This window comes from Acinetobacter sp. WU_MDCI_Abxe161, assembly GCF_025514355.1.
Taxonomy (GTDB): Bacteria; Pseudomonadota; Gammaproteobacteria; order Pseudomonadales; family Moraxellaceae; genus Acinetobacter; species Acinetobacter pittii_E.
The window spans coordinates 194,782-218,972 of the sequence record NZ_JAHPTU010000001.1; the positions used below are offsets into that span (position 1 = coordinate 194,782).

20 protein-coding genes are annotated in these 24,191 nt (G+C 38.7%); 8 read left to right on the forward strand and 12 right to left on the reverse strand.

Features of this window, described 5'->3' with window-relative positions:
• Positions 1-72 precede the first annotated feature (72 nt).
• The 4 genes from KTI78_RS00930 to KTI78_RS00945 form a co-directional block, all read right to left on the reverse strand.
• On the reverse strand, positions 73-777 hold the full coding sequence (locus tag KTI78_RS00930; protein WP_262444949.1) for a phosphopantetheine-binding protein: 705 nt from the start codon (positions 775-777) through the stop codon (positions 73-75).
• A gap of 62 nt (positions 778-839) precedes the next feature.
• Positions 840-2,138 (reverse strand): glutamate-1-semialdehyde 2,1-aminomutase, encoded by a 1,299-nt coding sequence (gene hemL, locus KTI78_RS00935; RefSeq protein ID WP_224991461.1) that lies wholly within the window; start codon positions 2,136-2,138, stop codon positions 840-842.
• 42 nt (positions 2,139-2,180) lie between these two features.
• On the reverse strand, positions 2,181-2,792 hold the full coding sequence (thiE, locus tag KTI78_RS00940; protein ID WP_224991462.1) for a thiamine phosphate synthase: 612 nt from the start codon (positions 2,790-2,792) through the stop codon (positions 2,181-2,183).
• A gap of 115 nt (positions 2,793-2,907) precedes the next feature.
• Entirely contained in the window at positions 2,908-3,291 is a 384-nt protein-coding gene (locus KTI78_RS00945) for a DUF962 domain-containing protein (protein ID WP_079284098.1), read from the reverse strand.
• Between the two features lie 165 nt (positions 3,292-3,456).
• Here KTI78_RS00945 and KTI78_RS00960 point away from each other — a divergent pair, with 165 nt between their 5' ends.
• On the forward strand, positions 3,457-4,920 hold the full coding sequence (locus KTI78_RS00960; RefSeq protein ID WP_410374411.1) for a CHAD domain-containing protein: 1,464 nt from the start codon (positions 3,457-3,459) through the stop codon (positions 4,918-4,920).
• A 35-nt stretch (positions 4,921-4,955) separates the two neighbouring features.
• On the opposite strand, the gene KTI78_RS00965 is transcribed toward KTI78_RS00960, so the two are convergent.
• Entirely contained in the window at positions 4,956-5,588 is a 633-nt protein-coding gene (locus tag KTI78_RS00965) for a hypothetical protein (RefSeq protein ID WP_016140335.1), read from the reverse strand.
• 107 nt (positions 5,589-5,695) lie between these two features.
• On the opposite strand from KTI78_RS00965, the gene KTI78_RS00970 reads away from it, so the two are divergent.
• Positions 5,696-6,079, forward strand: coding sequence for a DUF3144 domain-containing protein (locus KTI78_RS00970; protein ID WP_224991465.1), 384 nt, complete (start codon positions 5,696-5,698; stop codon positions 6,077-6,079).
• 60 nt (positions 6,080-6,139) lie between these two features.
• Here the strand turns inward: KTI78_RS00970 and KTI78_RS00975 are convergent, their stop codons facing one another.
• The 4 genes from KTI78_RS00975 to KTI78_RS00990 form a co-directional block, all read right to left on the reverse strand.
• Complete coding sequence (locus tag KTI78_RS00975) at positions 6,140-8,902, reverse strand: M16 family metallopeptidase (protein ID WP_224991466.1); 2,763 nt, start codon at positions 8,900-8,902, stop codon at positions 6,140-6,142.
• Between the two features lie 122 nt (positions 8,903-9,024).
• On the reverse strand, positions 9,025-9,840 hold the full coding sequence (locus KTI78_RS00980) for a PhzF family phenazine biosynthesis protein (protein WP_224991467.1): 816 nt from the start codon (positions 9,838-9,840) through the stop codon (positions 9,025-9,027).
• Between the two features lie 149 nt (positions 9,841-9,989).
• Positions 9,990-11,384, reverse strand: coding sequence for an L-cystine transporter (locus KTI78_RS00985; RefSeq protein ID WP_224991468.1), 1,395 nt, complete (start codon positions 11,382-11,384; stop codon positions 9,990-9,992).
• 208 nt (positions 11,385-11,592) lie between these two features.
• Positions 11,593-12,474 (reverse strand): LysR family transcriptional regulator, encoded by an 882-nt coding sequence (locus KTI78_RS00990; RefSeq protein WP_262444950.1) that lies wholly within the window; start codon positions 12,472-12,474, stop codon positions 11,593-11,595.
• 96 nt (positions 12,475-12,570) lie between these two features.
• Between KTI78_RS00990 and KTI78_RS00995 the strand changes: the two genes are divergently transcribed.
• Both KTI78_RS00995 and KTI78_RS01000 read left to right on the forward strand, forming a co-directional pair.
• Positions 12,571-13,749: an MFS transporter gene (locus KTI78_RS00995; protein ID WP_262444951.1), complete on the forward strand. Its 1,179-nt coding sequence runs from the start codon at positions 12,571-12,573 to the stop codon at positions 13,747-13,749.
• Positions 13,746-13,871 (forward strand): hypothetical protein, encoded by a 126-nt coding sequence (locus KTI78_RS01000; protein WP_080645512.1) that lies wholly within the window; start codon positions 13,746-13,748, stop codon positions 13,869-13,871. Before KTI78_RS00995 ends, KTI78_RS01000 begins: the two co-directional genes overlap by 4 nt.
• Before the next feature lie 40 nt (positions 13,872-13,911).
• Here KTI78_RS01000 and icd read toward each other — a convergent pair whose 3' ends face one another.
• Entirely contained in the window at positions 13,912-15,168 is a 1,257-nt protein-coding gene (gene icd, locus KTI78_RS01005; protein WP_262444952.1) for an NADP-dependent isocitrate dehydrogenase, read from the reverse strand.
• Positions 15,169-15,364: 196 nt separating this feature from the next.
• On the opposite strand from icd, the gene KTI78_RS01010 reads away from it, so the two are divergent.
• Positions 15,365-16,156, forward strand: a complete 792-nt coding sequence (locus KTI78_RS01010; protein WP_224991471.1) for an rRNA large subunit pseudouridine synthase E — start codon at positions 15,365-15,367, stop codon at positions 16,154-16,156.
• Between the two features lie 117 nt (positions 16,157-16,273).
• Here KTI78_RS01010 and KTI78_RS01015 read toward each other — a convergent pair whose 3' ends face one another.
• Together KTI78_RS01015 and KTI78_RS01020 are read right to left on the reverse strand one after the other, a co-directional pair.
• Positions 16,274-18,511, reverse strand: coding sequence for an NADP-dependent isocitrate dehydrogenase (locus KTI78_RS01015; RefSeq protein ID WP_002118624.1), 2,238 nt, complete (start codon positions 18,509-18,511; stop codon positions 16,274-16,276).
• Positions 18,512-18,909: 398 nt separating this feature from the next.
• Positions 18,910-20,613 (reverse strand): M61 family metallopeptidase, encoded by a 1,704-nt coding sequence (locus tag KTI78_RS01020; RefSeq protein WP_016140327.1) that lies wholly within the window; start codon positions 20,611-20,613, stop codon positions 18,910-18,912.
• A 170-nt stretch (positions 20,614-20,783) separates the two neighbouring features.
• Here KTI78_RS01020 and KTI78_RS01025 point away from each other — a divergent pair, with 170 nt between their 5' ends.
• The 3 genes from KTI78_RS01025 to KTI78_RS01035 all read left to right on the forward strand — a co-directional run bounded on the left by KTI78_RS01025 (position 20,784) and on the right by KTI78_RS01035 (position 24,106).
• Positions 20,784-22,103 carry a D-alanyl-D-alanine carboxypeptidase PBP6B gene (locus tag KTI78_RS01025; protein ID WP_016140326.1) on the forward strand — a complete coding sequence of 440 codons (1,320 nt, stop codon included), beginning with the start codon at positions 20,784-20,786 and terminating at the stop codon, positions 22,101-22,103.
• 98 nt (positions 22,104-22,201) lie between these two features.
• A complete protein-coding gene (locus tag KTI78_RS01030; RefSeq protein ID WP_224991474.1) occupies positions 22,202-23,488 on the forward strand; it encodes an NAD(P)/FAD-dependent oxidoreductase in 1,287 nt (428 codons plus the stop codon).
• A 135-nt stretch (positions 23,489-23,623) separates the two neighbouring features.
• A complete protein-coding gene (locus tag KTI78_RS01035) occupies positions 23,624-24,106 on the forward strand; it encodes a peptidylprolyl isomerase (protein WP_002118581.1) in 483 nt (160 codons plus the stop codon).
• Positions 24,107-24,191 lie beyond the last annotated feature (85 nt).

Here is a 24,191-nt window from a genome sequence, read left to right on the forward strand (position 1 = left end):
ATTACAATGCCGTTCGGGTAAATTAACAGCAGAATTTGCAAATAATATGGATCACTTCGCCCCTATCGGCAGTCATTGCTTCAATAACTGCATAATATGTTGCAATGTCGGTGCTTGCATTAACTCTTCTGCGCTCAATCTCGCACCATTTGCACGCCATAGAACGACCAGATAATTAACAGCAGACTGATCTAGTCCGTAGTTTCTTAAATCAATTTCCGGATGGATCTCCATAGGATGTCGCCCCACCTGTTCAGCAATTGCTAATAAAATTCCTTTATCTGACAAGATATAGGAAGATGGCGCACTTAAAGACCATAAGCGTATTAAAGTCTTTGTGTTTACATGTTGAATGGAGTCAAAACTGATCTTTTCAACCCATTGGATATGCTGCTCTAAGCTACTCGCCAAGATCGCATCGTTTACCACACTGACCTGATCTGTAATCGATAAAACAAGCTGCATGACTTGTTTAAATAGAGGCGACAAATCACCTGCCATCATAACTTGAGCCTGAGTATTTGATGACAAACGCTGACCAAGCTCCAACATGGTTTGTTGAAGCTGAGCTGTCTCAATAAAAATAACTGGAATTTCGAGTGCCTGTGCTCTTTTACTTAGCAATTCTAAATGATCGGCTAATGGCTGGTGCGCCCAGTCCAGTGATTTTTCAAGTTCATTGAGCCCAACCAATAGCAATATACTTTGCGTAGACTCAATTGACCAATTTGAAGTGCTTGTTGCTAATTGGATTTTTCGAGGTAAGGAGTAAAACATTATTCTCTACAAATATAAAAAATAGCTCAAATTAAAAAGCCCGTTTAACACGGGCTTCTTGCTTACTTCATTTCGGCGAATGTTTCTTTTGCAGCCTGAATCGTAAACTCGATATCTTCATCTGAATGAGCAGATGAAATAAAGCCAGCTTCAAATGCAGACGGTGCCAAGTTGACTCCACGTTTTAACATACCATGGAAGAACTTTTTGAAAGCTTCAATGTCACAGGCCAACATAGAGTCAAAGCTTGTAATATCTTCTTGGTCAGTAAAATATAGACCAAACATTGCGCCAGCTTGCTGAGTCTTAAATGGAATACCCGCTTCATCAGCTGCAGCTTGTAGGCCTGCAAGTAACTTTTCAAGTTGAGCAGATAAGTTGCTGTAAAAGTCTGGTTGGCGAAGATGCTTGAACATCTCAATACCAGCACGCATAGCAAGTGGGTTACCAGATAATGTACCTGCTTGATATACCCCACCTAAAGGTGCGATACATTCCATGATTTCACGTTTACCACCAAACGCACCAACTGGTAGACCTGCACCAATAATTTTACCTAAAGTAGTTAAATCAGGTTTAACGTTATATACCGATTGTGCACCACCTAAAGCAACACGGAAACCTGTCATTACTTCATCAATAATGAATACAGATTTATATTCATCACAAATATCACGAATGGCTTGTAAGAAACCATCAATTGGTTTCACCATATTCATGTTACCTGCGACAGGCTCAATGATAACGCCCGCAATTTCATGACCAAATTTAGTAAAGCATTCTTTTAATGCAGCAATATCATTGTAAGGCAGCGTTAAAGTATGTTTAGCAAAATCAACAGGTACACCTTTCGAAGTCGGCTCACCCTCACCTAAAGTAAGTAAGCCCGAACCTGCTTTTACTAAAAGTGAGTCTGAGTGACCGTGGTAGCAACCTTCAAACTTCACAATTTTGTCACGGCCAGTGTAACCACGCGCTAAACGAATAGCCGTCATGGTCGCTTCTGTACCAGAGTTCGTCATACGTACCAATTCAATTGATGGCATGATTTCACAGATAATATCTGCTAGCGTTGTTTCATGAACAGTCGGTGCACCAAAACTTAAACCATCTTCTGCGGCTGTTTGTACTGCTTTAATAATTTCTGGATGAGCATGACCCAAAATCATTGGTCCCCAAGAACCAACATAGTCAACATAACGCTTACCATCTACGTCCCATAAATAAGCACCTTTTGCTTTCTCAATGAAAACAGGTGTTCCTCCAACGCCATTAAAGGCACGTACCGGAGAGTTCACACCACCTGGAATGTGTTTGCTGGCTTGTTTAAATAACTGTTCTTGCTTTGGAGATAAACTCATGGAAATGCTCGTCTTAAATATCTAAAAAATAATTTTGAAAGCTTAAGAAAATAATTGTGCCCACGCCTGTACACGGGCAGGAATTTCAGCAGTTGATCGGCCTAATATATCACTAATGACTGCACAGAGGTCAGCCCCTGCCTCAATCACAGGTTGTGAGTTTTCAACAGTTAAACCACCAATCGCGCAAATTGGTACATCATATTGAGCTGCTGCTTGCTTAATCACTTCGATGCCCACATTACCTGCTTCAGGTTTTGTAGAAGTCGCGTAAACCGCACCAAATGCAATATAAGTCGCCCCGTCGGCAATTGCTTTTTGTGCAAGCTCTAAAGAGTTCAGGCAAGTACGACCAATAATGACGCCTTCTGGTAATTGCGATGTTGCATCGGTAATTTCACCGTCACTTTGCCCTAAATGCACACCTAATCCAAACTGAGCAGCCAGTTTCAGATCGTCATTAATCACAAAAGGAACCTGATATTTTTCACACAATAGTTTGATGTGTTCAACTTCAGTAGGTTGATCTGCTTTGTCTACTTTTTTACGACGATACTGTAAAATTGCGACCTGACGAGTTGCGAGCGCGGCATCTAATTTTTCTAATAATAGTTGGATTGGGTCATCGTTGGTAATGAGATATAAACCGCGCATACTCTACTCTCGCTTTAAAAAACTTGGCTAGTATAACGGATTTATAGGACATCATAAGTACCGATTGATCTAGGTCTACCAGTACCAATCGGTATAATGAGAATAAAAGTAAAAATTAACTCGGAATTTTATCAAACTTACGATCAACCAAACTCAAACGGCCACGTGCAACATCCGACAACATTCGCCAATCAGAAATAAAACTATAAAAAGGCTGTTTAAAACTGGCAGGTTTATTTTTTTCAAACACAAAATGTCCAACCCAGGCATTTGCATAACCGGCTACCAAACCATAGAGTACATATTTGGCTTGCTTTTTACGGACTGCTTTTGAAAAAAAGTATAGACCAATGCTACTGCCCACCACGTGTAAGCGTCTGCTCATGATGTTACGGTGTTCAGTTAAATAAAAACGATAAAATTCCTGATAGTTTTTAATCGGCAATTCAAACTCTGGCTGAGCTTCATGGCTAAAGTTTACTGGTGCATTCACGATCATCTTCCTGATTTTTATTTGATCAAAACGTCACCTGATTGTACACCTAAATAAAAGCCTACCGACATATGTTTGATTGTAACTTTCTCTATCAAAATCATTATTTTTAACGCTAAGCTATTATACTTATTCAAGATAGTTTAAATACCTGATTCAGGGAGATATATTATGGTCGAAGTCGAGCTAAAGTTTCAGTTACCTGAATCGAAGAAAAAAACTGTCCAGCAATACTTAAAAAAACATAAAGCAAAAAATATTCACTTACAAGCAAAGTATTACGATACTCCTGATCGACTGCTTGCAAAAAATGGTATGGCTCTACGTCTACGTAAAGAAGATGATCAATGGGTACAAACATTTAAAGCTGCAGGTCAAAGCCATCTTCACCGTGTTGAAGAAGAAATTCATTTAGGTAAGTGTGAGCAAGAACCTGACTTAAACCTTGAGTTATATCAAGATAATAAAGTAGTCATGGATTTAATTAATACAGCTTTAGGAGCACACGCTGAAAAATTGAGTTTGCAGTTTGAGACCGATGTACAGCGTACCTACCACGTATTTGAAGCAGATAATACAGCGATTGAAGTTTGCTTAGATGATGGTGTGGTAAAAACGACGGATACGCAAAGTGTAATTTGCGAAGTCGAATTTGAACTCAAGCAAGGTCCAGTGAAAACGCTTATTCAATTTGCACAGCAATGGATTAATCGTTACTCACTTTGGCTTGATGTAAGAAGTAAAGCTGAGCGTGGCAACTTATTAGCACTAGGGCAAGCTACCTCACCTGCTGTTCATGCCAAAGCTCTGACACTAAATAAAGATATTACTGCTGAACAGGCTTTAAAAAAGATTGTTGAAAACTGTTTGGAACAGTTCTTGCCAAATATGGCTGTCATTGCCGATGGCGTTGCTGAAGCTGAGCATATTCATCAGGCACGTGTAAGCTTACGTCGTTTACGTAGTGCGCTTAAGCATTTCGCTGGTTGGTCAGGCGAGCTAAATCCACTTTGGGAAGAACAAATTGCTGAGCTTTTCCGTAAGCTTGGCGACACTCGTGATGAAGATGCTATTCGCACCGAAGTGCTACCTATTATTCAACAACACGGTTCACCTGAACTTTTACTACCAGTTTCAGCCCAGCCCTCAAAAGAACTCTCAACAATTTTTACCTCTGCAGACACGATTAAGCTATTACTTGATTTATTAGCATTTGCTTATTCAGAAGAAGATTCAGAGAGCAAAACTGGGGGATTAAAAAAATATATTAAAAAGAGTTTAGATAAGTTACATCATAAAGTGATTAGCCATGCTGACCATTTCTCTGAGCTTGAAGTTGTTGAACAGCACAAAATAAGAAAGCAAGCTAAGCAGCTACGTTATTGTGTTGAATTTATTTCAAGTCTTTATTCAAACAAAAAAGTACAGCAATATTTAAAACAGCTACAACCTGTACAAAACACTTTAGGTCACTATAACGACTTATTTATTGCGGAAGGTATTTTCAATAAAGCTGTCGAAAATGACCCATCTTTCTGGTTTGCTCTAGGCTGGGTAAAAGCCAAGCAGCCGCAACTACAAAAGCGCTCAGCAAAAGCTTTACAAACGTTTAGTCAGACTGAAACTTTCTGGTAATTTATAAAAAGTCGCTGTAAACATGCAGCGACTTTCTATCGATACTTACCAAATACTTTCCATACACCGTTATCTGCTAACGGATCACTATAGCTATCACTGCGCTGCTTTCTTGGTTTATCGCGAGCATCGACCAATTTAAAATGCGGCTCAACCCCTAGCACAATACCATTGGTATAAAACCGTGAACGGGTATATTCACTTTGCCCATGTTGAAACACATAAGTTCTTAAATCGATGAATTCACGGTGAGCAACTAGAGCCGCGGTATCATCGCTTTGCAACCATTCTTGCATGGTAAATATCTGGTCTGTTTCAAACTGTCCGCATTTTTCAATAAGACTCGCTACACCGCGGAAAGTTTTAGATTCTTTTGCGCGTGTTTTATTAATCCGAATTCGGTCTACATGAAAAAAGAACAGCGGTAAATTTAAGTGACTTGGTAAATGAATAGCATCTGGTAATTCATCTTCCATAAATGGCTGAAAAAGCTCTTGTGCCCTTTCAATTAGGCCCTGCCATTGTTGGTAATAATTTTCGACTTCTTTTTGCAAGCCATAATAAATCGGCAACCCTTCAACATGTTCTAAATATTGAGGTGGGAAAACATGCTGGCGTAATAAAGCAATATCTGTTTTTAAACTTTGAATCGCAATAGCATCTTGCATATTATTCTCTCCTACCAATACTTAGGCTATTTACAGACTAAGTCAAAGGTTTTGTTTCCGCAAGCGTTTGCCTATAATAAGCAGCTCTATTTTTGCGGGAATAAGTCATGTCTCAAAAGATTAATGCAACAGATATTACTGAAGAAGAAGCGTTAAATGCTATTTTCTTTGAGCGTGCGGATGAGTTTATTAAACAGGCTAATGATTTTTGTCGCCCGCCAAAAGATAAAAAAGTAGATCCGGCTGAGTTACGTGGTCAAGTGAGTGCTGCGATGTTGTTTGCGACTGCCCGCTTCAATACATGGGTAGCAGCAAATAACTTTAAAGATGGTAATGAAATGCGTGATGCGAAAGATCAGGTCATGTCTTACCTTCTTCAACAATTTCAAATGATGCTTGAAGATAACTTCGATGAGTATTGTGAGCAATTCGAAAATTATTTACGTTTCCGTAAAAATGAAGATTTTCACGCGCATAAACACGATCATTAATATGATTTAAAAACCAAATAAAAAGCCACGATTCAGTGGCTTTTTATTTGCGAGAAGACTTTATTTTTTTGCTGCCTGACCATATTGATCAGCCATCACTTCGACCAAATGCTCAGGTTTAATATACTTTTTAATTACTCTATTGACGTCTGCAACAGTCAATTTAGTTAACTCTTGATCATGACGAATTCGGTCTTGCAATGTTTTGTCTGTTTCAAGCTGTAGATTTAACATCCCATGAATATTACGTTCATCTTCTAATGCCGTAACTCGTTTCTTCATGATATCTGCTTTAGCAGCTTCAAGTTCTTGCTCAGTTACACCGTTTTTCAACAAGTCATTCAACACTTTATGTATTGATGCAGACACTTGGCCTGAACGACCCGAAGTATAATTTGCACTAATACTCAAAGCCCCTACATTCGTATCACGGTCAAGTTGCAGCCCACTTCCAAAACCATAAACTAATGCATTTTTCTCACGAAGCTCTTGAGCCAAACGTGATGAAATTTGAGATTCGCCTAAAATATAGTTCATTAAAATAAGAGCAGGTGCATCCGGATGGTTTTTCCCAACTGGCAATGACAGTACACTTTGGTAGCTACCAAATTCACGTTGCTCAGATAAAACATGAACTTGCTGGGCTGGAAAATCTACGTGATCAATCAAGATTTTTTGATATGGCTGTTTACCGTTCCAACGACCAAATTCCTGATTCAGTAATTTCTGCATCTTTTTCGCATCAAATTCGCCTGTAATGGCAATTTGAGCGTGGTTCATTGCAAAGAAACGCTCATACAACTCTTTCACTTGCTCTTGAGTTGCATTTTTCAACTGCTGTTTTGCCAGTTCAGGTTCAAAGTGATAACGCAAATCACCCGGTTGATATTCTTCAAGTAAACGTGAAAGTGTTAAGCCTGCTACTACATCTGGCTCGGTATAAGGACGATCAAGGCTTGATAAGCTTTGCGATTTAATTAAATCAAATTGAGATTGCTCAAATTTCGGATTTTTCATCACATCAAGAACAAACTTGAAAAACTCATCAAATTTTTCTGATTTAGACTGAATGTTAATCGTCATGCCATTGCCGTCAGCACTTGCATAAGCCGCGCCGCCTGCATCAATCGACTTATCAGCAATATCTTGCAAACTATATTTATCAGAACCACGAAGCAATAAGTATGAGGTTAAATCAACTACCGTACCTTTATTAAATAAAGATTTTTCTGTCCCGAAATCCATGGTAATCGTTGCATAAGTACGATCATCACGTGTTTCAACTGGGAATAAGGCATATTTCATTCCATTTTTCAGTTTTCCACGGATAATCTTTTTCTCATTACTTTCAACATATTGCTTAGAAGATTTTAAAAACTCTGCAACTTCTTGTTGATATACCTTTGGATCTTTTAAAGGTTCGGCTTTTACTTCTACCTGATCTAGAGTTTTAGGGGTCTCTTTTGAATTTTGCTGTTGAGCTTTTTTCTGGTCTTCAGGCGTTGGTAGAATTTCACCATCAATACGATGCTCAGCCACAAGGAACTGTTTTAAAGTTTGATTTACTTCATCTAGCTTAACTTTTTCTACCGAATCTAAATCTTTAAAATATTGATCCCACTGCCCGCCTGCAACGGTGTAATCACTTAAACGCGACCCCAGTGCTACCGCATCTTTCGTAATTAGGTCACCTTGAGTTTTCATTAAACTTTTAACACGATTTAATTCAACTTCGGTAAAAGGCTTCCCTTTTTCAATGCCCGCTAGCAAAGAGCTTTCAACTTTTTTAGGATCATTACTTGGTGAGTAAATCGCGCCTAAAAACACCACATTAAAATCTTGGTCTAACCAAGTACTAGACTCTACATTTGTGGTAATGCCCGTTTCAACCATGCCCTGATATAAATGACCACTTGGCTGCATGGTATATAACAAAGGGGCTAAAGCGAGTGTTGGCTGAATTTTGGTATTTTTACCATTCATATAGATATGGAATTTAGCCAAATCACTTCCCTTTTTCACCATGAACTGACGATTTTTTATTTTTGTAGAGTCAAGCACAGGAATCTGTACAGGCTTTGGAACCTCTCGTGCTGCAATTGGACTAAAATATTGGTCAATTGTTTTTAAGACATCTGTTTTATCGAACTTACCTGAAATCACCATGACTGCATTATTAGGCGCATACCAGCTACGATAGAACTGGTTTAATTCAGGCATCTTAATAGATTTAAGCTCGGGCAAATCACCAATCGGTAAACGTCCTAGATATTGATTACCGTAAGCTGACTTCCACATTTGATCCATCAGCACAGCAAATGGCTGATCCATACGGACTTCACGTTCGCGCTTTACGATTTCAATTTCGGAAGGAACAAATTTTTCTTGAAGAACTAATTTATCCATACGTTCAGATTCAAGATACAGCACCTGATCAAGCGCAGTTTTCTCTGGACGAACGATATTGGTATATTTTGTTGAATAGTAATCCGTGCTGGCGTTTGTCATTAATGTATATTGATCTAAACGGCGCTGGAATTCTTCCCCTTTAACATTTTTAGTCCCTTTAAAAGCCAAGTGCTCAAGCAAATGAGCCAAGCCACTTTTGCCTTGCGGGTCATTTAATGAACCAGTTAAATAAATGGTGTTAATAAAGATTTTATTTTCTTTGGCATTCGGTGCTAAAACAATCCGAAAACCATTATCTAATTTATATTCCTCAATATTTTGCTTACTTTTTACTAATGTAGTTTGTGCCCAAGATGCGGCACTTAAACCAAGAATACACAGGGAGAGAGTCAGTTGTTTAAACTGCATAAACATATAAATACCAATTAATTTGAATAATAAAAAATCAATAGTTGTGGGACTATAGTAGGAAATTTAAGCTGACTTTCATAGTAAAGTTTTGAAAAAAAAGCCGTTTATTTAAACGGCCTTATATTTTAAGGAAAAATTTCAGCTTGCATATAAAGTTTTCCATATCCTGCGATTTCAATCCGTTCCTCCGACAGGACGTTGCAATATAAAACCCCACCACGGCTAGAAGCCTGATAAGCCGTAATATTATTTTTAGCGAGTTTTTCTGCCCATAGTGGCGCTATTGCGGTATGAATTGAACCTGTAACAGGGTCTTCCTCAATACCCGCGACAGGAGCAAAATAACGCGATACACAATCATATTGCTGGTCTGCTTTTGATGTTATTACAACATCCATAGCTGCAGTTGTAATTGCAGTTCTCTTACCTAGAGCTTTGAGCAAATTCATGTCAGGCTGCTCATCTAATACAGCTTGTACTGATTCATACTCAACAATATAGGCTTGAACATTTTGATAAACCGCTTTAAAAGGTTTGGTTAAAGCTTGACGTAAAATGTCTGGATAATCTTCCACTTGATGAGCTTTACGAATCGGGAAATCCATTCTGATTTTGCCATCTTCATCTTGATGTACCACAAAAATCCCCAAATTTCGTACATGGAAATTAATTGTCTTTTTATCAGTAAAATCTTTAAAGATTACAAAAGCACTGGCAAGTGTGGCATGCCCACAAAAATCAACTTCAACCGTTGGCGTAAACCAACGGATTTCATAATTTTCTGCATCTATAATTTTTACAAAGGCAGTTTCCGACAAGTTGTTTTCAAGTGCTATCTTCTGCATTAAATCTGTATCCAGCCATTCTTTTTCAACAATCACAGCAGCCGGATTTCCACGAAATAGCTCTTTTGTAAAAGCGTCAACTTGATACATTTTCATGATAGTACTCTCTTTTGTAATAGACTCATTTTCGAAAATTATTTAAAAGAAAAACAGATACAGTTTTTTAAAAATTAACATCACAGTGGCAATTTACACATATAAAAAAACGGCTCATCCAGAGTAGATGAGCCGTTTAATATCAGTTTTTAATGATGTTGAGTTAACTCAATTTCATCTTCACTATTTAATATTTCTTTATCGGTCTGACCCATCAATTGACTGGTCACAACACCAGCTGTCATTGAACCATTTACGTTTAAGGCAGTACGCCCCATATCAATGAGTGGCTCGATTGAAATAAGCAGTGCAACCAAAGTCACTGGCAAGCCCATAGCAGGAAGCACGATTAGCGCAGCGAAAGTCGCACCACCACCTACTCCGGCAACTCCAATTGAACTTAAAGTTACAATACCAACCAACGATGCAATCCACATTGGGTCTAGAGTATTAATCCCCATGGTTGGCGCAACCATCACCGCGAGCATTGCTGGATATAAACCTGCACAACCATTTTGACCAATGGTTGCCCCAAAAGAAGCTGAGAAACTCGCAATAGATTCAGGAATACCTAAACGACGAGTTTGGGTTTCGATACTGAGCGGAATACTTGCAGCGCTTGAACGACTGGTAAATGCAAACGTCAAAACAGGAGCAACTTTTTTGAAGAATTTAAGCGGAGAAACACCTGTCAGGGTCAAGATAATGGCATGCACGACAAACATGATCGCTAGACCTAAATAAGATGCCACCAAGAAACCACCAAGGTTTAAGATATCTGCGACATTCGAACTTGCCACAACTTTTGTCATAAGTGCAAAAACACCATACGGTGTAAGTGTCATCACTAGACGAACCAGCTTCATTACCCAAGACTGCAAAGTCTGTATTGCAGTTAAAATACGCTGACCTTTCTCTACGTCATCTTTCATTAGGTTGAGTGCTGCTATCCCTAAAAAGACAGCAAAAATAACCACACTAATAATTGAAGTTGGATTGGCACCAGTTAATTCAGCAAATGGATTACTTGGAATAAAGGAAAGAATAAATTGCGGTACACTTAGATCGGTAACTTTACCTACATAGTCTGTATTAATCGCAGTTAAACGTGCAGTTTCAGCAGCACCTTGCACTAAACCTTTTGCAGTTAAGCCAAACAGGTTTGTAACAAACACCCCTACCAGTGCAGCAATCAGTGTTGTAAAGAGTAATGTACCGATCGTATAAAAACTGATTTTGCCTAAAGATGAGGCTTGGTGTAATTTTGCAACCGCTCCCAAAATAGACACAAATACCAAAGGCATAACAACCATTTGTAAAAGTTTTACATAGCCGTTTCCAACGATATTAAACCAGCTAATAGATTCAGCAAGAATCGGATGGCCGCCGCCATAAATCAAATGTAGTCCTAAACCAAACACCACACCTAGAACTAAGCCAGCCAGAACTTTTTTTGATAAGCTCCAATCTGTTTTACGTGTTTGGGCGAGTAAAAATATTAACCCGACGAAAACCACAATATTGATGATTAAGGGTATATTCATTCCCAAACTCCAAATTATTGCTTGTGTCATCTTTCAAGGGGGCATATTTGACCATAGCCGGCCTATATAAACTACCCTTTTCCACAATTTTATAGCATCAAGATGATTACAAACCTGCGTGAGAATATAAAATGACTTTTAAATACATATATATCACTTTTAATTTATAACTTAAGTAAGATATTTATGTATAAAAATCAGCCTCTACTTAAGCAACCTTTAATTCAAATTGTTGCTCAATAAAACGAATAAACTGCTTTAAATTGGTTCCCCAAGTTTCTGGTAACTGAGCAACCAAGTAGGTCGTAAAAAAAGCAGATTCCGTATTTAATCCAAAACAATTGACTGAAACTTTATCAGCAACTTTTGTGAGATATGACTTCGGTAATAAGGCAAAACCCACACCCAATTCCACACAACTCACGATTCCGTCAAGGCTTCCCATTTCCATGATTTGTGAAGGCGGAACGCTAAAATCATTCAAGAAAAGCTCTATGGCATGTCGATATGAGCAACCCTGCCGAAATGCTATAAATCGAGTCTTTGCAAGGGTGGCCTTGTCTGGAAAGCTCACTTGTTGCTTTGGACAAACCAGAACCAGCTCTTCGTGCCAGACAGGAAAACTATATAACTCTGGAATCACATATTTAGAAGCAACGAAAGCACAATCCACCTCTCCTTGCTGCACCGCACTCAACAAATATCGGGTTGGGTGGGTTTGTAACTCAATCGGTAAATTTGGATATTGCTGCATACATTGATTGAGTAATTGAGGAAGACGTATTGCTGCTGTCGTTTCCATACTGCCCAAACGAATGGTTTCATTCGGATCAATATCACCCTCTTGAAAGATTTTTTTAGCTTTATTATGTAGCACAATCATTTGAACAGCATAACTATGTAGCTGTTGTCCGGCATTGGTTAAGGTCACTGGGTTATTACGATTGAATAAAATAACCCCCAATTCTTCTTCAAGTTTTTTTATATGGCTGGTGATATTCGATTGAACTGTATACATTTTTTGTGCAGCCAATGAAAAACTTCCACTCTCTGCAACAGCTAAAAAAAACTCTAGAGACTTAAGTAACATATCACTATCTCAAAATAAGATAATTACCATCATATTAAATCATTTTTAATGATTTATAAACTCGTTTTTAATAATAAAAAAATTGAGCGTCTTCTCATGTCTACGTTTTATCGAATGAGCTTAATTGTCTTTTTGGCAACTTGTTTGGGAATTGGTGTTTTTAGATTTTCCTATACTGCGCTCATGCCCATCATGATCGAGCAGTATCACTGGAATCACGATTTTGCCAGTTACTTAGGCAGTGCAAATTTATTGGGATATCTCATGGGTGCCTTATTGGCGCTGCCCAGTATTAAAGAAAAGTACATCCCCTCCCTCATCGTACTTTCGGCTATAGCTGGTAGCCTTAGCCTACTGTGCTGTTCATTCATGGATATGCCTCTGATGTGGTTCATTGTCTGGCGTACGATTTCAGGTATTGCCGGTGGTTTACTTATGATTTTGGCGCCTAGCTTTGCAATGAAATGCATTCCAGCCACACAAAGATTAAAAGTTAATTTTTTAGGATTTAGCGGGATTGGTGTCGGCGTTTTATCCGCCACTATTATTATTCCCCTACTTAAAAATATGCCCGTACATTATGTTTGGGATATTTTTGCGGGTCTTTCTCTATTAGGAAGCTTAACTCTTTATCGATTATTAATTCGTAATACTGCCCAGATTATTAAATCGCAATCGACCTCTCTACAAGCCTCAAAAAAATCACGTTTGGGTCTGATTATTATTATTGCCTATATGTGTAGTGCCTTTGCCTATATTCCACATTCTTTGTTTTGGATAGATTATTTATCTGGAACTCTGCATTTTCCCCTACAGCAAAGAAATCTATTTTGGGTTCTCTATGGAATGGGAAGCTGTATTGGTGCACTTGTTGCTTATGGCTTAAGCCGGATAATGGGATATCTACAGACTATTAAGTGGTTATATGCCATTTACTGCCTAGCTGTTGTTTTACCTTTCTTTTCACAAATGACTTCTTTACTGGCCTTATCTTCGCTTCTGACAGGTTTACTCACTCCCGCAACCGTATTTATTAGTTCTTATAGTCTGTTACAGATTTATGAGCAACGTTATCAAAAGCTTTGGAGCCTTGCCACTATTGGGTTTGCTAGCACTCAGCTTTTAGGAGGTGTTGTCATTAGTACTTTGCATCATTTGCATTGGTCTTATGCACATCTTTTTCTTTTAGGTGGAATCGTTCTCTTTTTTGCGATTTGCCTTTTGCTTCCTCTACGCCCCTCTTTCACCTCAACTCTCGGAGAAACCAAATCGTGAAAACTCTGCTCTTTCCATTATTTCTAGTTGCTTTCGTTCTTTTTATTCAAGCCCTAGACCAGAGTTATCAAAAGAAAACTGGTTTTATTAAAACTCCGAAACATCCCGAATTTATGCAATAAAAAAAGCCCTCAACTGAGGGCTTTCCTATATAAGATTTATTTAATCTTCCATGTGTTTGATAATCGCATCACCAAACTCAGAACAACGTAACAAGGTTGCACCTGGCATTAGGCGCTCAAAATCGTAAGTTACAGTTTTGGCAGCAATCGCTCCAGAAATCCCTTTAATGATCAGGTCAGCAGCCTCTATCCACCCCATATCGCGTAGCATCATTTCGGCAGAAAGAATAATAGAACCGGGGTTTACTTTATCCTGACCTGCATATTTAGGCGCAGTCCCATGGGTCGCTTCATAAACCGCTATTGCACCACCAATATTTGCACCTGGTGCAATACCAATGCCGCCTACTTCTGCTGCTAAAGCATCAGAAATATAGTCCCCATTTAAATTTAGAGTAGCAATCACAGAGTAATCGGCTGGACGCATCAGGATCTGTTGTAAAAACGCATCTGCAATGACATCTTTAATAATGATGTCTTTACCAGTTCTAGGGTTTTTAATTTTAACCCATGGACCACTATCAATCAGCTCTCCACCGAAACGATCTAGAGCCAATTCATAGCCCCACTCTTTAAATGCGCCTTCGGTGTATTTCATAATATTACCCTTGTGAACGAGCGTCACAGAAGGTTTGTCATTTTCAATTGCGAACTGAATGGCTTTACGGACTAAACGCTGTGTTCCTTCTTTTGAAACTGGTTTAATTCCAATACCACATCCTTCAGGGAAACGAATTTTCGTAACACCCATTTCTTCTTGAAGGAACTTAATTACTTTTTTAGCTTCTTCTGAATCAGCTTTCCATTCAATACCAGCATAAATATCTTCCGAGTTTTCACGAAAAATCACCATATCGGTTAATTCGGGGTGTTGAACGGGTGATGGAACGCCTTCAAACCAACGCACTGGACGTACGCAAACATATAGATCTAATTCTTGGCGCAAAGCGACGTTGAGTGAACGAATGCCTCCACCTACTGGTGTGGTTAAAGGACCTTTGATGGATACAACAAACTCGCGAAGTGCTTCGAAAGTTTCTTCAGGCATATAGTTGCCATAAATTTTATTGGCTTTTTCGCCGCAATACACTTCCATCCATTCGATTGAGCGTTTGCCACCATAAGCTTTTAAAATCGCAGCATCTACGACTGCTTTCATTGTTGGTGTAATATCCACACCAATACCGTCACCTTCAATGAAGGGAATAATTGGATGATTTGGTACGCTCAGTGATAGGTCTGCATTTACTTTGATTTTGTCACCGTCGGCAGGAACCACGATCTTCTGATAACCCATTGTGTAGATTCTCCCTTTTATAATACTTAATTAACTAAAAATAATTATCGATAAACAATACTTTCAACTTTTATTAACGCATAATAGCTTAATCGAATTTAATTCTTTTTGAGATTTATGTGGGAAATAAGCAAATTTCACACTTAAATATAGCTCAATGTTTACTCTAGTTATTTGAAAGAAGAAGCCATTTTTTATGAAAATTGTGATTCTCAACAAGCCATATGACGTTCTCTCCCAGTTTCGTAAAGACGAAGCACATATGACCGTCTCTGACTTTGTTGATGACCCGACTTTACGCTTAGCAGGCCGTCTTGATATGGACTCTGAGGGTTTAGTTTTTTTAACCGATCATGGTGGTCTGAATCAGTTCATTACCAACCCTGCAAATAAAAAATACAAAACGTATTTAGTTCAAGTTGATGGCGATGTAACCGAAGAAGCGCTTGAACAACTTCGTAAAGGTGTAGAACTGAACGATGGTATGACGCTTCCTGCTACCGCCATTAAAGTTAGTGAACCTGAATGGTTATGGGAACGTAATCCGCCAGTACGTTACCGTGCAAATATTCCAACATCCTGGATCGAGATTTCAATTTGCGAAGGCCGTAACCGTCAAGTTCGTCGTATGACTTCTGCGGTAGGTTTTCCAACTTTACGTTTAATTCGCACTAAAATTGGCTCAATCGACTTAGTTCAACTTGGCTTAAAACCAGGTGATGTTAAAGAAATTGAACCATTACTCTACCCTGACTTTAAAGATGTGCCAGCTGAACAGCCTTATCGTTCACGTTCATATGTGAAAAAACCAGGTGGTACAGGCGGCAAGCCAATGGTTCGCAAAAATAAAGATGGTTCTGCGAAAAAGTCTGGTACAAAACGTATTTGGCAAATGGATGAAAGCGAGAAACCACGTCGTAAGACCAATGGTACAACTCGTCCAAATACCAAAGCACCACGTGGTCGTGGACGTAATAATGGTCGATAAACACATTTAAGTTTTAAAGCTCACATCAGTGGGCTTTTTTAATGTCTTTTATTTTTAGGCAATAAAAAACCGGTGCATATGCACCGGCTCTTAAGCTATTTACTAACGAGTTAGTAATTAAGCCTCAACTGTTGCAAGAGCTGCATTGAATGTAGCACTTGGACGCATTACAGCATTTACTTTAGTCGGATCAATTGCGTAGTAACCACCGATGTCCGCTGGTTTACCTTGTACTTGCGCAAGTTCAGCAACGATCTTCTCTTCATTTTCAGCTAAAGCTTTAGCAAGAGGAGCAAATTTAGCTTTCAACTCAGCATCTTCGTTCTGAGCAGCAAGCGCTTCAGCCCAGTAAAGTGACAAGTAGAAGTGGCTGCCACGGTTGTCAATTTCACCAGTACGACGTGATGGAGACTTGTCATTGTCAAGCAATTTACCAGTCGCTTCATCAAGAGTCTTCGCAAGTAACTTGGCACGAGCATTATTTTCTTTAATACCCATTTCTTCTAAAGATACTGCAAGCGCAAGAAACTCACCAAGAGAATCCCAACGTAAGTGGTTTTCTTCAACAAGTTGTTGTACGTGTTTTGGCGCTGAACCACCTGCACCAGTTTCGTACATACCACCACCCGCCATTAGCGGAACGATAGACAACATTTTTGCAGAAGTACCAAGTTCCATAATTGGGAACAAGTCAGTTAAGTAGTCACGTAAGATGTTACCAGTCACAGAAATCGTGTCTAAGCCACGTACTACACGCTCAAGTGTGTAACGCATTGCACGTACTTGAGACATGATTTGGATATCAAGACCAGTTGTATCATGATCTTTTAAGTACTTTTGTACTTTCTTGATCAACTCGTTTTCGTGTGGACGGTACGGGTCAAGCCAGAAGATTGCAGGCATGCCTGAATTACGTGCACGAGTTACTGCAAGTTTAACCCAGTCACGAATCGGAGCATCTTTAACCTGACACATACGCCAGATATCGCCTTCTTCCACATTTTGAGTCAATAACACTTCACCAGTGTCAAGATCGGTAATGTTTGCAATACCTGCTTCTGAAATCTCAAAAGTCTTGTCGTGAGAACCGTATTCTTCAGCTTTTTGAGCCATCAAACCAACGTTTGGTACTGTACCCATAGTCTTCGGATCGAAGTTACCATGCCATTTACAGAAGTTGATCATTTCTTGGTAAATACGGGCAAATGTTGATTCTGGCATAACAGCTTTAGCATCATATTGCTTACCATCAGCACCCCACATTTTACCACCGGCACGGATCATTGCTGGCATAGAAGCATCAACGATGATGTCGTTTGGTGAATGGAAGTTAGTGATGCCTTTTGCCGAATCAACCATTGCAAGTGCAGGACGGTGTTCTTGACAAGCATGTAAGTCTTCAATGATTTCTTCACGTAATGAAGTAGGAAGAGTTTCGATTTTCTCGTATAACCCAGCCATACCGTTATTTACGTTAATGCCTAACTCATCAAATAACTTACCGTGTTTCTCGAAAGCTTCTTTGTAATAGATTTTCACACAGTGACCGAAAACGATCGGGTGTGAAACTTTCATCATTGTCGCTTTTACGTGTAAAGAGAATAAAATTCCCGCTTCTTTACAATCATCAAGTTCTTTTTCATAGAAATCACAAAGTGCTTTCTTGCTCATGAACATTGAATCAATGATTTCACCTTCTTGAAGCGCAACTTTTGGCTTAAGAACAATGCTCTTACCACTGTTAGTGATAAGTTCCATTTTCACATTACGTGCGCGATCAAGTGTCATTGATTTTTCACCATGGTAGAAGTCACCTTCTTCCATATGTGAAACGTGAGTTTGTGACCACTGTTTCCACTCGCTCATTGAATGAGGGTGTTTTTTCGCATAGTTTTTAACTGCTGCAGGAGCACGGCGGTCAGAGTTACCTTCACGAAGGACAGGGTTTACTGCTGAACCAAGGCACTTACCATAACGAGCTTTGATTGATTTTTCTTCTTCAGTCGTCGGATTTTCCGGATAATCAGGAATTGCGTAACCTTTTGATTGAAGCTCTTTAATACATGCAGTTAATTGCGCAACAGACGCACTAATGTTCGGGAGTTTGATAATGTTTGTATCTGGATCTTGTGTAAGACGACCTAGCTCTGCAAGGTTGTCAGATACCTTTTGCTCTTCACTTAGGTAATCAGCGAATTCTGCGAGCACGCGTGCAGCTACAGAGATGTCACTTTTAATAATCTCGATGCCAGCTGGCTTGGTAAAGGTCTCAATGATCGGCAGTAGCGAATAGGTCGCCAATAATGGCGCCTCATCAGTCAGTGTGTAAATAATAGTTGACTTTTCACCAGCCATATATAGCCCCTTCCGTTTGATTGAGTGTTGAGGACCGAGCTTGTGGCCCAGTGCCTACGAACCGATATGCTTAAATAAAACCCTGAGAGTATCGGCTCTCATTGCCTTCCAGTCAACGAAATATCCAGTGATAACGACATTTCGTAGTGAAATAATACATAATTTAAATCTATTAATAATATTCTTATACCTAACTTAAGGTCATACATATAGCTTTACCAACCTTCTAGGTATAGAACACTCTTAAATTACATGAGATATCTTTCAGAGTTCTGACAATTATTATACTTTTCATTCAAAACAAACTCAAAGATAACGCGCTTGACTATTTTTTTATGCCATTCAAAAGAAAAACCGATGTACAAAACATCGGTTTTTATAAACGATTTAACTGCTATTTAAGCCTTTAACCATTTATCGGTTTTCGCCTGATCTTCAATCACCAGTTCAACTTCAGTTAAATCAGATGTAGCACACTCAACGTCAAAAGTTAGTAACTCATCGCGGCGGAAAGCAAAGATAGTGTAAGTACCACCCTGCTTTGCATACTTCTCAACAAGTTTAGTGGTCGCTTTTAACCCATCAATTGCAATAATTACATCATGAGCAGAAATACCTGCTTTCGCTGCTGCGCCATCACGACGAGCACTTTGTACGAGTACACCTTCTGGCTTATCAACAAGTTTTAAACCTAGTGGCAAAGATTTGTCCGTTTTAACTCTATAACTTAAGCCAAACTCAGGGAACAATTGATCAAGTGGTAACTCATCAGTGGTATTAATCAAATGATTAATTTGTTCAATCCAGCTATCACCCGTCAGTTCCTTACATAAATCAAAAATGGTTCTTTCATTTACTTGCATACCATTTTGAGTATTTTCATATAACCGACGCATTAAAGCATCAAGACTAGAACCACGTAGGCGTAAACCTAAATCTAGGCATAATGCTACCAATGAACCTTTATTGTAGTAACTCGTACCTGCGTTATTTGAGTTTTCATCTTGACGATAAAATTTAATCCAAGCATCAAAACTTGATTCGGCCACTGTTTGAACAAAACGGCCTGGGTTTTGTAAATAGCGATCAATTTGTGCTTTGAGTAAATCAAGATAAGACTTTTGAGAAATCACGCCGCTACGTAATAAAATCAAGTCATCGTAATATGAAGTAAAACCCTCAAATATCCACAATAAAGACGTGTAGCCTTCTTGATGCAAATTATAGTTTGCAAAGTTTTCTGGACGGATGAACTTGACTAACCATGAATGAAAATATTCATGACTACATAAGCCTAAAAAACGTTGATAGTCTTTAGAAGGTTCAGTTGGTTCATTCGACTTTGGCAAATCGTCACGTGGTGTGATCAAACTTGTACTATTACAATGTTCTAACCCACCATAACTATTCCCTGTTGCCATGGTCATGAAGGTATAGTTTTTAAATGGTGCTGAACCGAACATATTTATTTCAGCTGCACAAATCTTTTCAATATCTGCCTTTAGACGATCAATATTCGTATTATGCGAACCAGAAATTACGAACTCATGTTCAATGCCATGGGTTTCAAAACTAAAGCGTGTTTGGTCAGCTAATTCAAATGGGCTATCGATCAGTTGATCATAATGATCTGCTTTTAAAGTAAATCGACCTTTAACTAAACTTTTTGAAGCTAAGCCTGTTGCTAACTGAAAATGCTTTAATTCATCCGGCAAGAAAACTTCCACTTCACATGCAGATTGCTCTTGCCCTTCTAAAGCCAAACATACACATGCTGGATTGATATATAGACGAGTCTGATCGACATACGCACCACGTACCGACAAATCATATGCATACACATCATATTCAATCGTCATTAATTCGTGGTCTGTATTAAATAAACGCCAGCGATTCTTGCTCGTTTTTTTAATGTCTAGCAGACGACCAGCTTCATCATAAGCTTTAACGGATTCAATATGTTTTGAGAATTCTCGAATTAGATAACTACCCGGAATCCACGTTGGTAACCAAAGTTCCTGATTCGGGTTGGCTAAAAAACGAATTGTCACGTGAACAAGGTGTTGTTTGTAATCATCGAACTCAATTTGATAATGCAACATAAATTCTTCAATTTAAAATAAGAACGGCTTCACATTAGATTATCACTTTTTTGTATCGTCTTGCGTAGATGTATTTTTTGGCAACAATTCCCACTAGCCTTCCATGAAAAAAAGGCATAGCATGCTGTGCATCTGTGTCCCGTATTTGCCAGTGAAAGTTAAGGTCATCCGTGAAATTTTTTCTATCTCTTTTTACCCTCTTTAGTATTTTCTGTACTACCCTAACCCATGCTGCATTACTCAATATTGCACCTGAAAGTGTTGAAGCTGCTGCATGGACTATTGTAGATACTCAATCGGGTCAAATTATTGCTGAGCATAATAGCCATGTGCAACGTGCACCAGCATCTTTAACCAAAATGATGGTTGCCTATATTGCCTTAAAAGAGATTAAAGCTGGCAAATTGAAAAAAGAAGAAATCATTACTGCGACTCCAGTGGTTAGTGTTGTGCAGTGGGATGAATCACAAATGTATCTTAAAGCTGGTGAACAAATTTCGGTTGATCAGTTATTGGCAGGTTTAATCGTGATGTCTGCGAATGATGCAGCCGTGACTTTAGCTGAAAAAATTTCTGGTGATGTTCCTCACTTTGTACAACGTATGAATCAGGAAGCTCAGGCATTAGGTATGAAAGATACTCACTTTAGTAATCCTGCCGGAATTACGATGCCTGATCATTTCACTACAGCACACGACCTTAGCTTATTAAGTCAGGCTGTCATTAAGCAGACCCCTGAATATTTACACTATTCAAAAATGCCAAGCTTTAGCTATAACCAACGTTTCCACCACGCGACTAATCTTGCTTTGAAATATGATCTATCTGTAGATGGCTTAAAAACGGGATATACCAAGGCAGCAGGTTACAACTTGGCTTTAACGGCTTCACGTCCTTCATTCTCATCTAACCTAAATCAAAGACGTTTATTAGTAATCGTTTTAGGTACGCCAAGTGCAGTAAAACGTGCTGAGATTGCAGATAAATTAATGAATCTTGCGTATGCCTATACACGTGATGAAGTGATTATTCCTGAACAAAAATTAATTGCTGAACTGCCTGTTGTAAAATCGACTTTAAAAATGTTTAAGGTAGAAACAAAGCAACCGACCATTGTAACGACGTCTTTATATGCAGACCCGACACCAATTGATTTAAATACTTTTGACAATGTGACTCAACGTGTCCAAGTCCTCGACAGCAACATGCAACCAAAAATTATTGCTCCACTCGAAACGACTCAAACCCGTGTAAACATTGAGCTGAATGAAAAACAATTAACTGCGCCGTTAATGAAAGTCATGAGCTTGGCAACAGTATCGATTTATCAAAATAATCAACTGATCCGTAGTCTTCAAATTGAAGATAACGTACATATTGAAGAAGCCAATATTTTCCAAAAAATCGCAATGTGGTTTTCTAGCCTCTTCTCTATTTTTTCATCAAGTGAACATAGCGCGGCAAAACTCTACCCTGTAGATTCGCACTAAAAACATCAAATTGTGCACAGACGCACAATAAATTTTATAAATAAAAGATGGCATAATTTAGCCATCTTTTTTTATAGAAAAATAATTAGGTGAAAAAAATGACCCAAAATTTACATCATATTGTAATTGTTGGTGGTGGAGCTGGTGGCTTAGAACTGGCCACACAACTCGGTGAAACTTTTGGGAAAAACCGTAAAGCAAAGATTACATTGGTTGACCAAAACCTCACCCATATTTGGAAACCTTTACTTCACGAAATTGCTGCTGGTTCTTTAAATCCGCACGAAGAACAAACAAACTATTTTGCACACTCAGAAAAACATCATTATGAATTTGTGCTCGGAACATTAGTTGGCGTTAATAAAGACAAAAAATTAATTGAGTTAATTCCTCCTCAGCTGTCTAAGGAACAACAAAATCATCCGCAAGAATTAAGTTATGATACGCTTATTTTAGCGCTTGGTTCAGTATCCAATGACTTTAATACAACAGGTGTGCGTGAAAACTGCCATTTCCTCGACAGCAGAAAACAAGCCGATGTTTTCCAGCAAGATTTATTACATCTTTATATTGAGGCTCAAAATCAACCTAATCAGCGAACTTTAAATATTGGAATTGTGGGAGCTGGAGCGACAGGTGTAGAGCTTGCAGCTGAGTTAATTGAAACAACTAAAAACTTTTATAAATATGGTCTAAAGAAAATTCATCCCAACCAAGTCAAAATTACACTGATTGAAGCTTCTGAACGTATTTTACCTGCTCTAAGTGATAAAACTGCCGACCACAGTGCTGAGCAGCTCAAAAAAATGGGCGTTGAAATTTTAACTCAACACCGCGTTGAAAAAATTGATAAGCATTGCATCTACTTTAGCAATGGTAATCAATTAAAAAGTGATATTACTGTTTGGGCGGCAGGCGTAAAAGCACCTAAGGTTCTAGAAAGTTTTACCGATTTTAAACGTGATAATATTAACCGTCTGATGGTCTATGCAACGTTGCAAACCTACTCCGATCCAAATGTATTTGCGTTTGGTGACTGTGCTCATTGCCAACTGGATGCAAGACAACCTCCACTTGGCCCACGTGCTCAAGTTGCAAGTCAACAAGCGAGTTTCTTAGTCGATGCTATGGCTGCTCGATTAAATGGCCGATCACAGCCGATGTTTACATTTAACGACAAAGGTTCTCTCGTGTCTTTAAGTCGTCATAAGGCCGTTGGAGAATTACTTGGTGATGTCAGTGTGCAAGGCTACATTGCAAAAACCATGTATGTCTCTTTATATCGTTTACATCAAGCAACGATTCACGGATACACTCAGGCTGGAATACTCACAATGAAAGATTTACTTACAAGACGTGTACGTCCAAAAATTAAGCTGTATTAAGTTGAATTTTTTAAGTTCGTCCCTATTTATATAAAAACGCATCAGAAAAAGTGCCAAAGATTAAGATTTTGTAGTCTACAAAATTTATTTTTCACTTTATGATGTACGCTTCAATTGATTGAATGGATCAAAAACATGACTGCTATTGCAAATAACCACGTGGTTTCATTCCACTACAAATTAACAAACGCTGAGGGTGAAACACTTGATCAATCTCAAGGTGAACCACTTGCCTATTTGCACGGTGCAGGCAATATCATTCCTGGTTTAGAAAATGCATTAACAGGTAAAACTGTTGGTGAAAAATTTACTGTTAACGTACCTGCTGCTGAAGGTTATGGCGAATACAACCCAGACCTAGTGCAAGAAGTTCCAGCTCAAATGTTCCAAGGTGTTGAGAACATCCAACCTGGTATGCAATTCCAAGCTCAAACAGATGACGGCGTTCAGATCGTTACTGTTAAAGCGGTTGAAGGCGACAACGTTGTTGTTGATGCTAACTTCCCACTTGCTGGTCAAGATTTAACTTTTGAAGTTGAAATCGTAGAAATCCGTGATGCTTCTCAAGAAGAATTAGATCACGGTCACGTACACGGTGCTGGTGGTCATCACCACTAATTCATCTTTAAAGATGATAAGAGCAAAGCTTCGGCTTTGCTTTTTTTATGTTTTTATTTTTATATACTATTTTAATAATTCTCTC

Excerpts from the sequence above, each read along its gene's own strand:
- KTI78_RS00930 (WP_262444949.1), bottom strand. The coding sequence starts at position 777 with ATGTTTTACTCCTTACCTCGAAAAATCCAATTAGCAACAAGCACTTCA.
- hemL (WP_224991461.1), bottom strand. The coding sequence starts at position 2,138 with ATGAGTTTATCTCCAAAGCAAGAACAGTTATTTAAACAAGCCAGCAAA.
- thiE (WP_224991462.1), bottom strand. The coding sequence starts at position 2,792 with ATGCGCGGTTTATATCTCATTACCAACGATGACCCAATCCAACTATTA.
- KTI78_RS00945 (WP_079284098.1), bottom strand. The coding sequence starts at position 3,291 with ATGATCGTGAATGCACCAGTAAACTTTAGCCATGAAGCTCAGCCAGAG.
- KTI78_RS00960 (WP_410374411.1), top strand. The coding sequence starts at position 3,457 with ATGGTCGAAGTCGAGCTAAAGTTTCAGTTACCTGAATCGAAGAAAAAA.
- KTI78_RS00965 (WP_016140335.1), bottom strand. The coding sequence starts at position 5,588 with ATGCAAGATGCTATTGCGATTCAAAGTTTAAAAACAGATATTGCTTTA.
- KTI78_RS00970 (WP_224991465.1), top strand. The coding sequence starts at position 5,696 with ATGTCTCAAAAGATTAATGCAACAGATATTACTGAAGAAGAAGCGTTA.
- KTI78_RS00975 (WP_224991466.1), bottom strand. The coding sequence starts at position 8,902 with ATGTTTATGCAGTTTAAACAACTGACTCTCTCCCTGTGTATTCTTGGT.
- KTI78_RS00980 (WP_224991467.1), bottom strand. The coding sequence starts at position 9,840 with ATGAAAATGTATCAAGTTGACGCTTTTACAAAAGAGCTATTTCGTGGA.
- KTI78_RS00985 (WP_224991468.1), bottom strand. The coding sequence starts at position 11,384 with ATGAATATACCCTTAATCATCAATATTGTGGTTTTCGTCGGGTTAATA.
- KTI78_RS00990 (WP_262444950.1), bottom strand. The coding sequence starts at position 12,474 with ATGTTACTTAAGTCTCTAGAGTTTTTTTTAGCTGTTGCAGAGAGTGGA.
- KTI78_RS00995 (WP_262444951.1), top strand. The coding sequence starts at position 12,571 with ATGTCTACGTTTTATCGAATGAGCTTAATTGTCTTTTTGGCAACTTGT.
- icd (WP_262444952.1), bottom strand. The coding sequence starts at position 15,168 with ATGGGTTATCAGAAGATCGTGGTTCCTGCCGACGGTGACAAAATCAAA.
- KTI78_RS01010 (WP_224991471.1), top strand. The coding sequence starts at position 15,365 with ATGAAAATTGTGATTCTCAACAAGCCATATGACGTTCTCTCCCAGTTT.
- KTI78_RS01015 (WP_002118624.1), bottom strand. The coding sequence starts at position 18,511 with ATGGCTGGTGAAAAGTCAACTATTATTTACACACTGACTGATGAGGCG.
- KTI78_RS01020 (WP_016140327.1), bottom strand. The coding sequence starts at position 20,613 with ATGTTGCATTATCAAATTGAGTTCGATGATTACAAACAACACCTTGTT.
- KTI78_RS01030 (WP_224991474.1), top strand. The coding sequence starts at position 22,202 with ATGACCCAAAATTTACATCATATTGTAATTGTTGGTGGTGGAGCTGGT.
- KTI78_RS01035 (WP_002118581.1), top strand. The coding sequence starts at position 23,624 with ATGACTGCTATTGCAAATAACCACGTGGTTTCATTCCACTACAAATTA.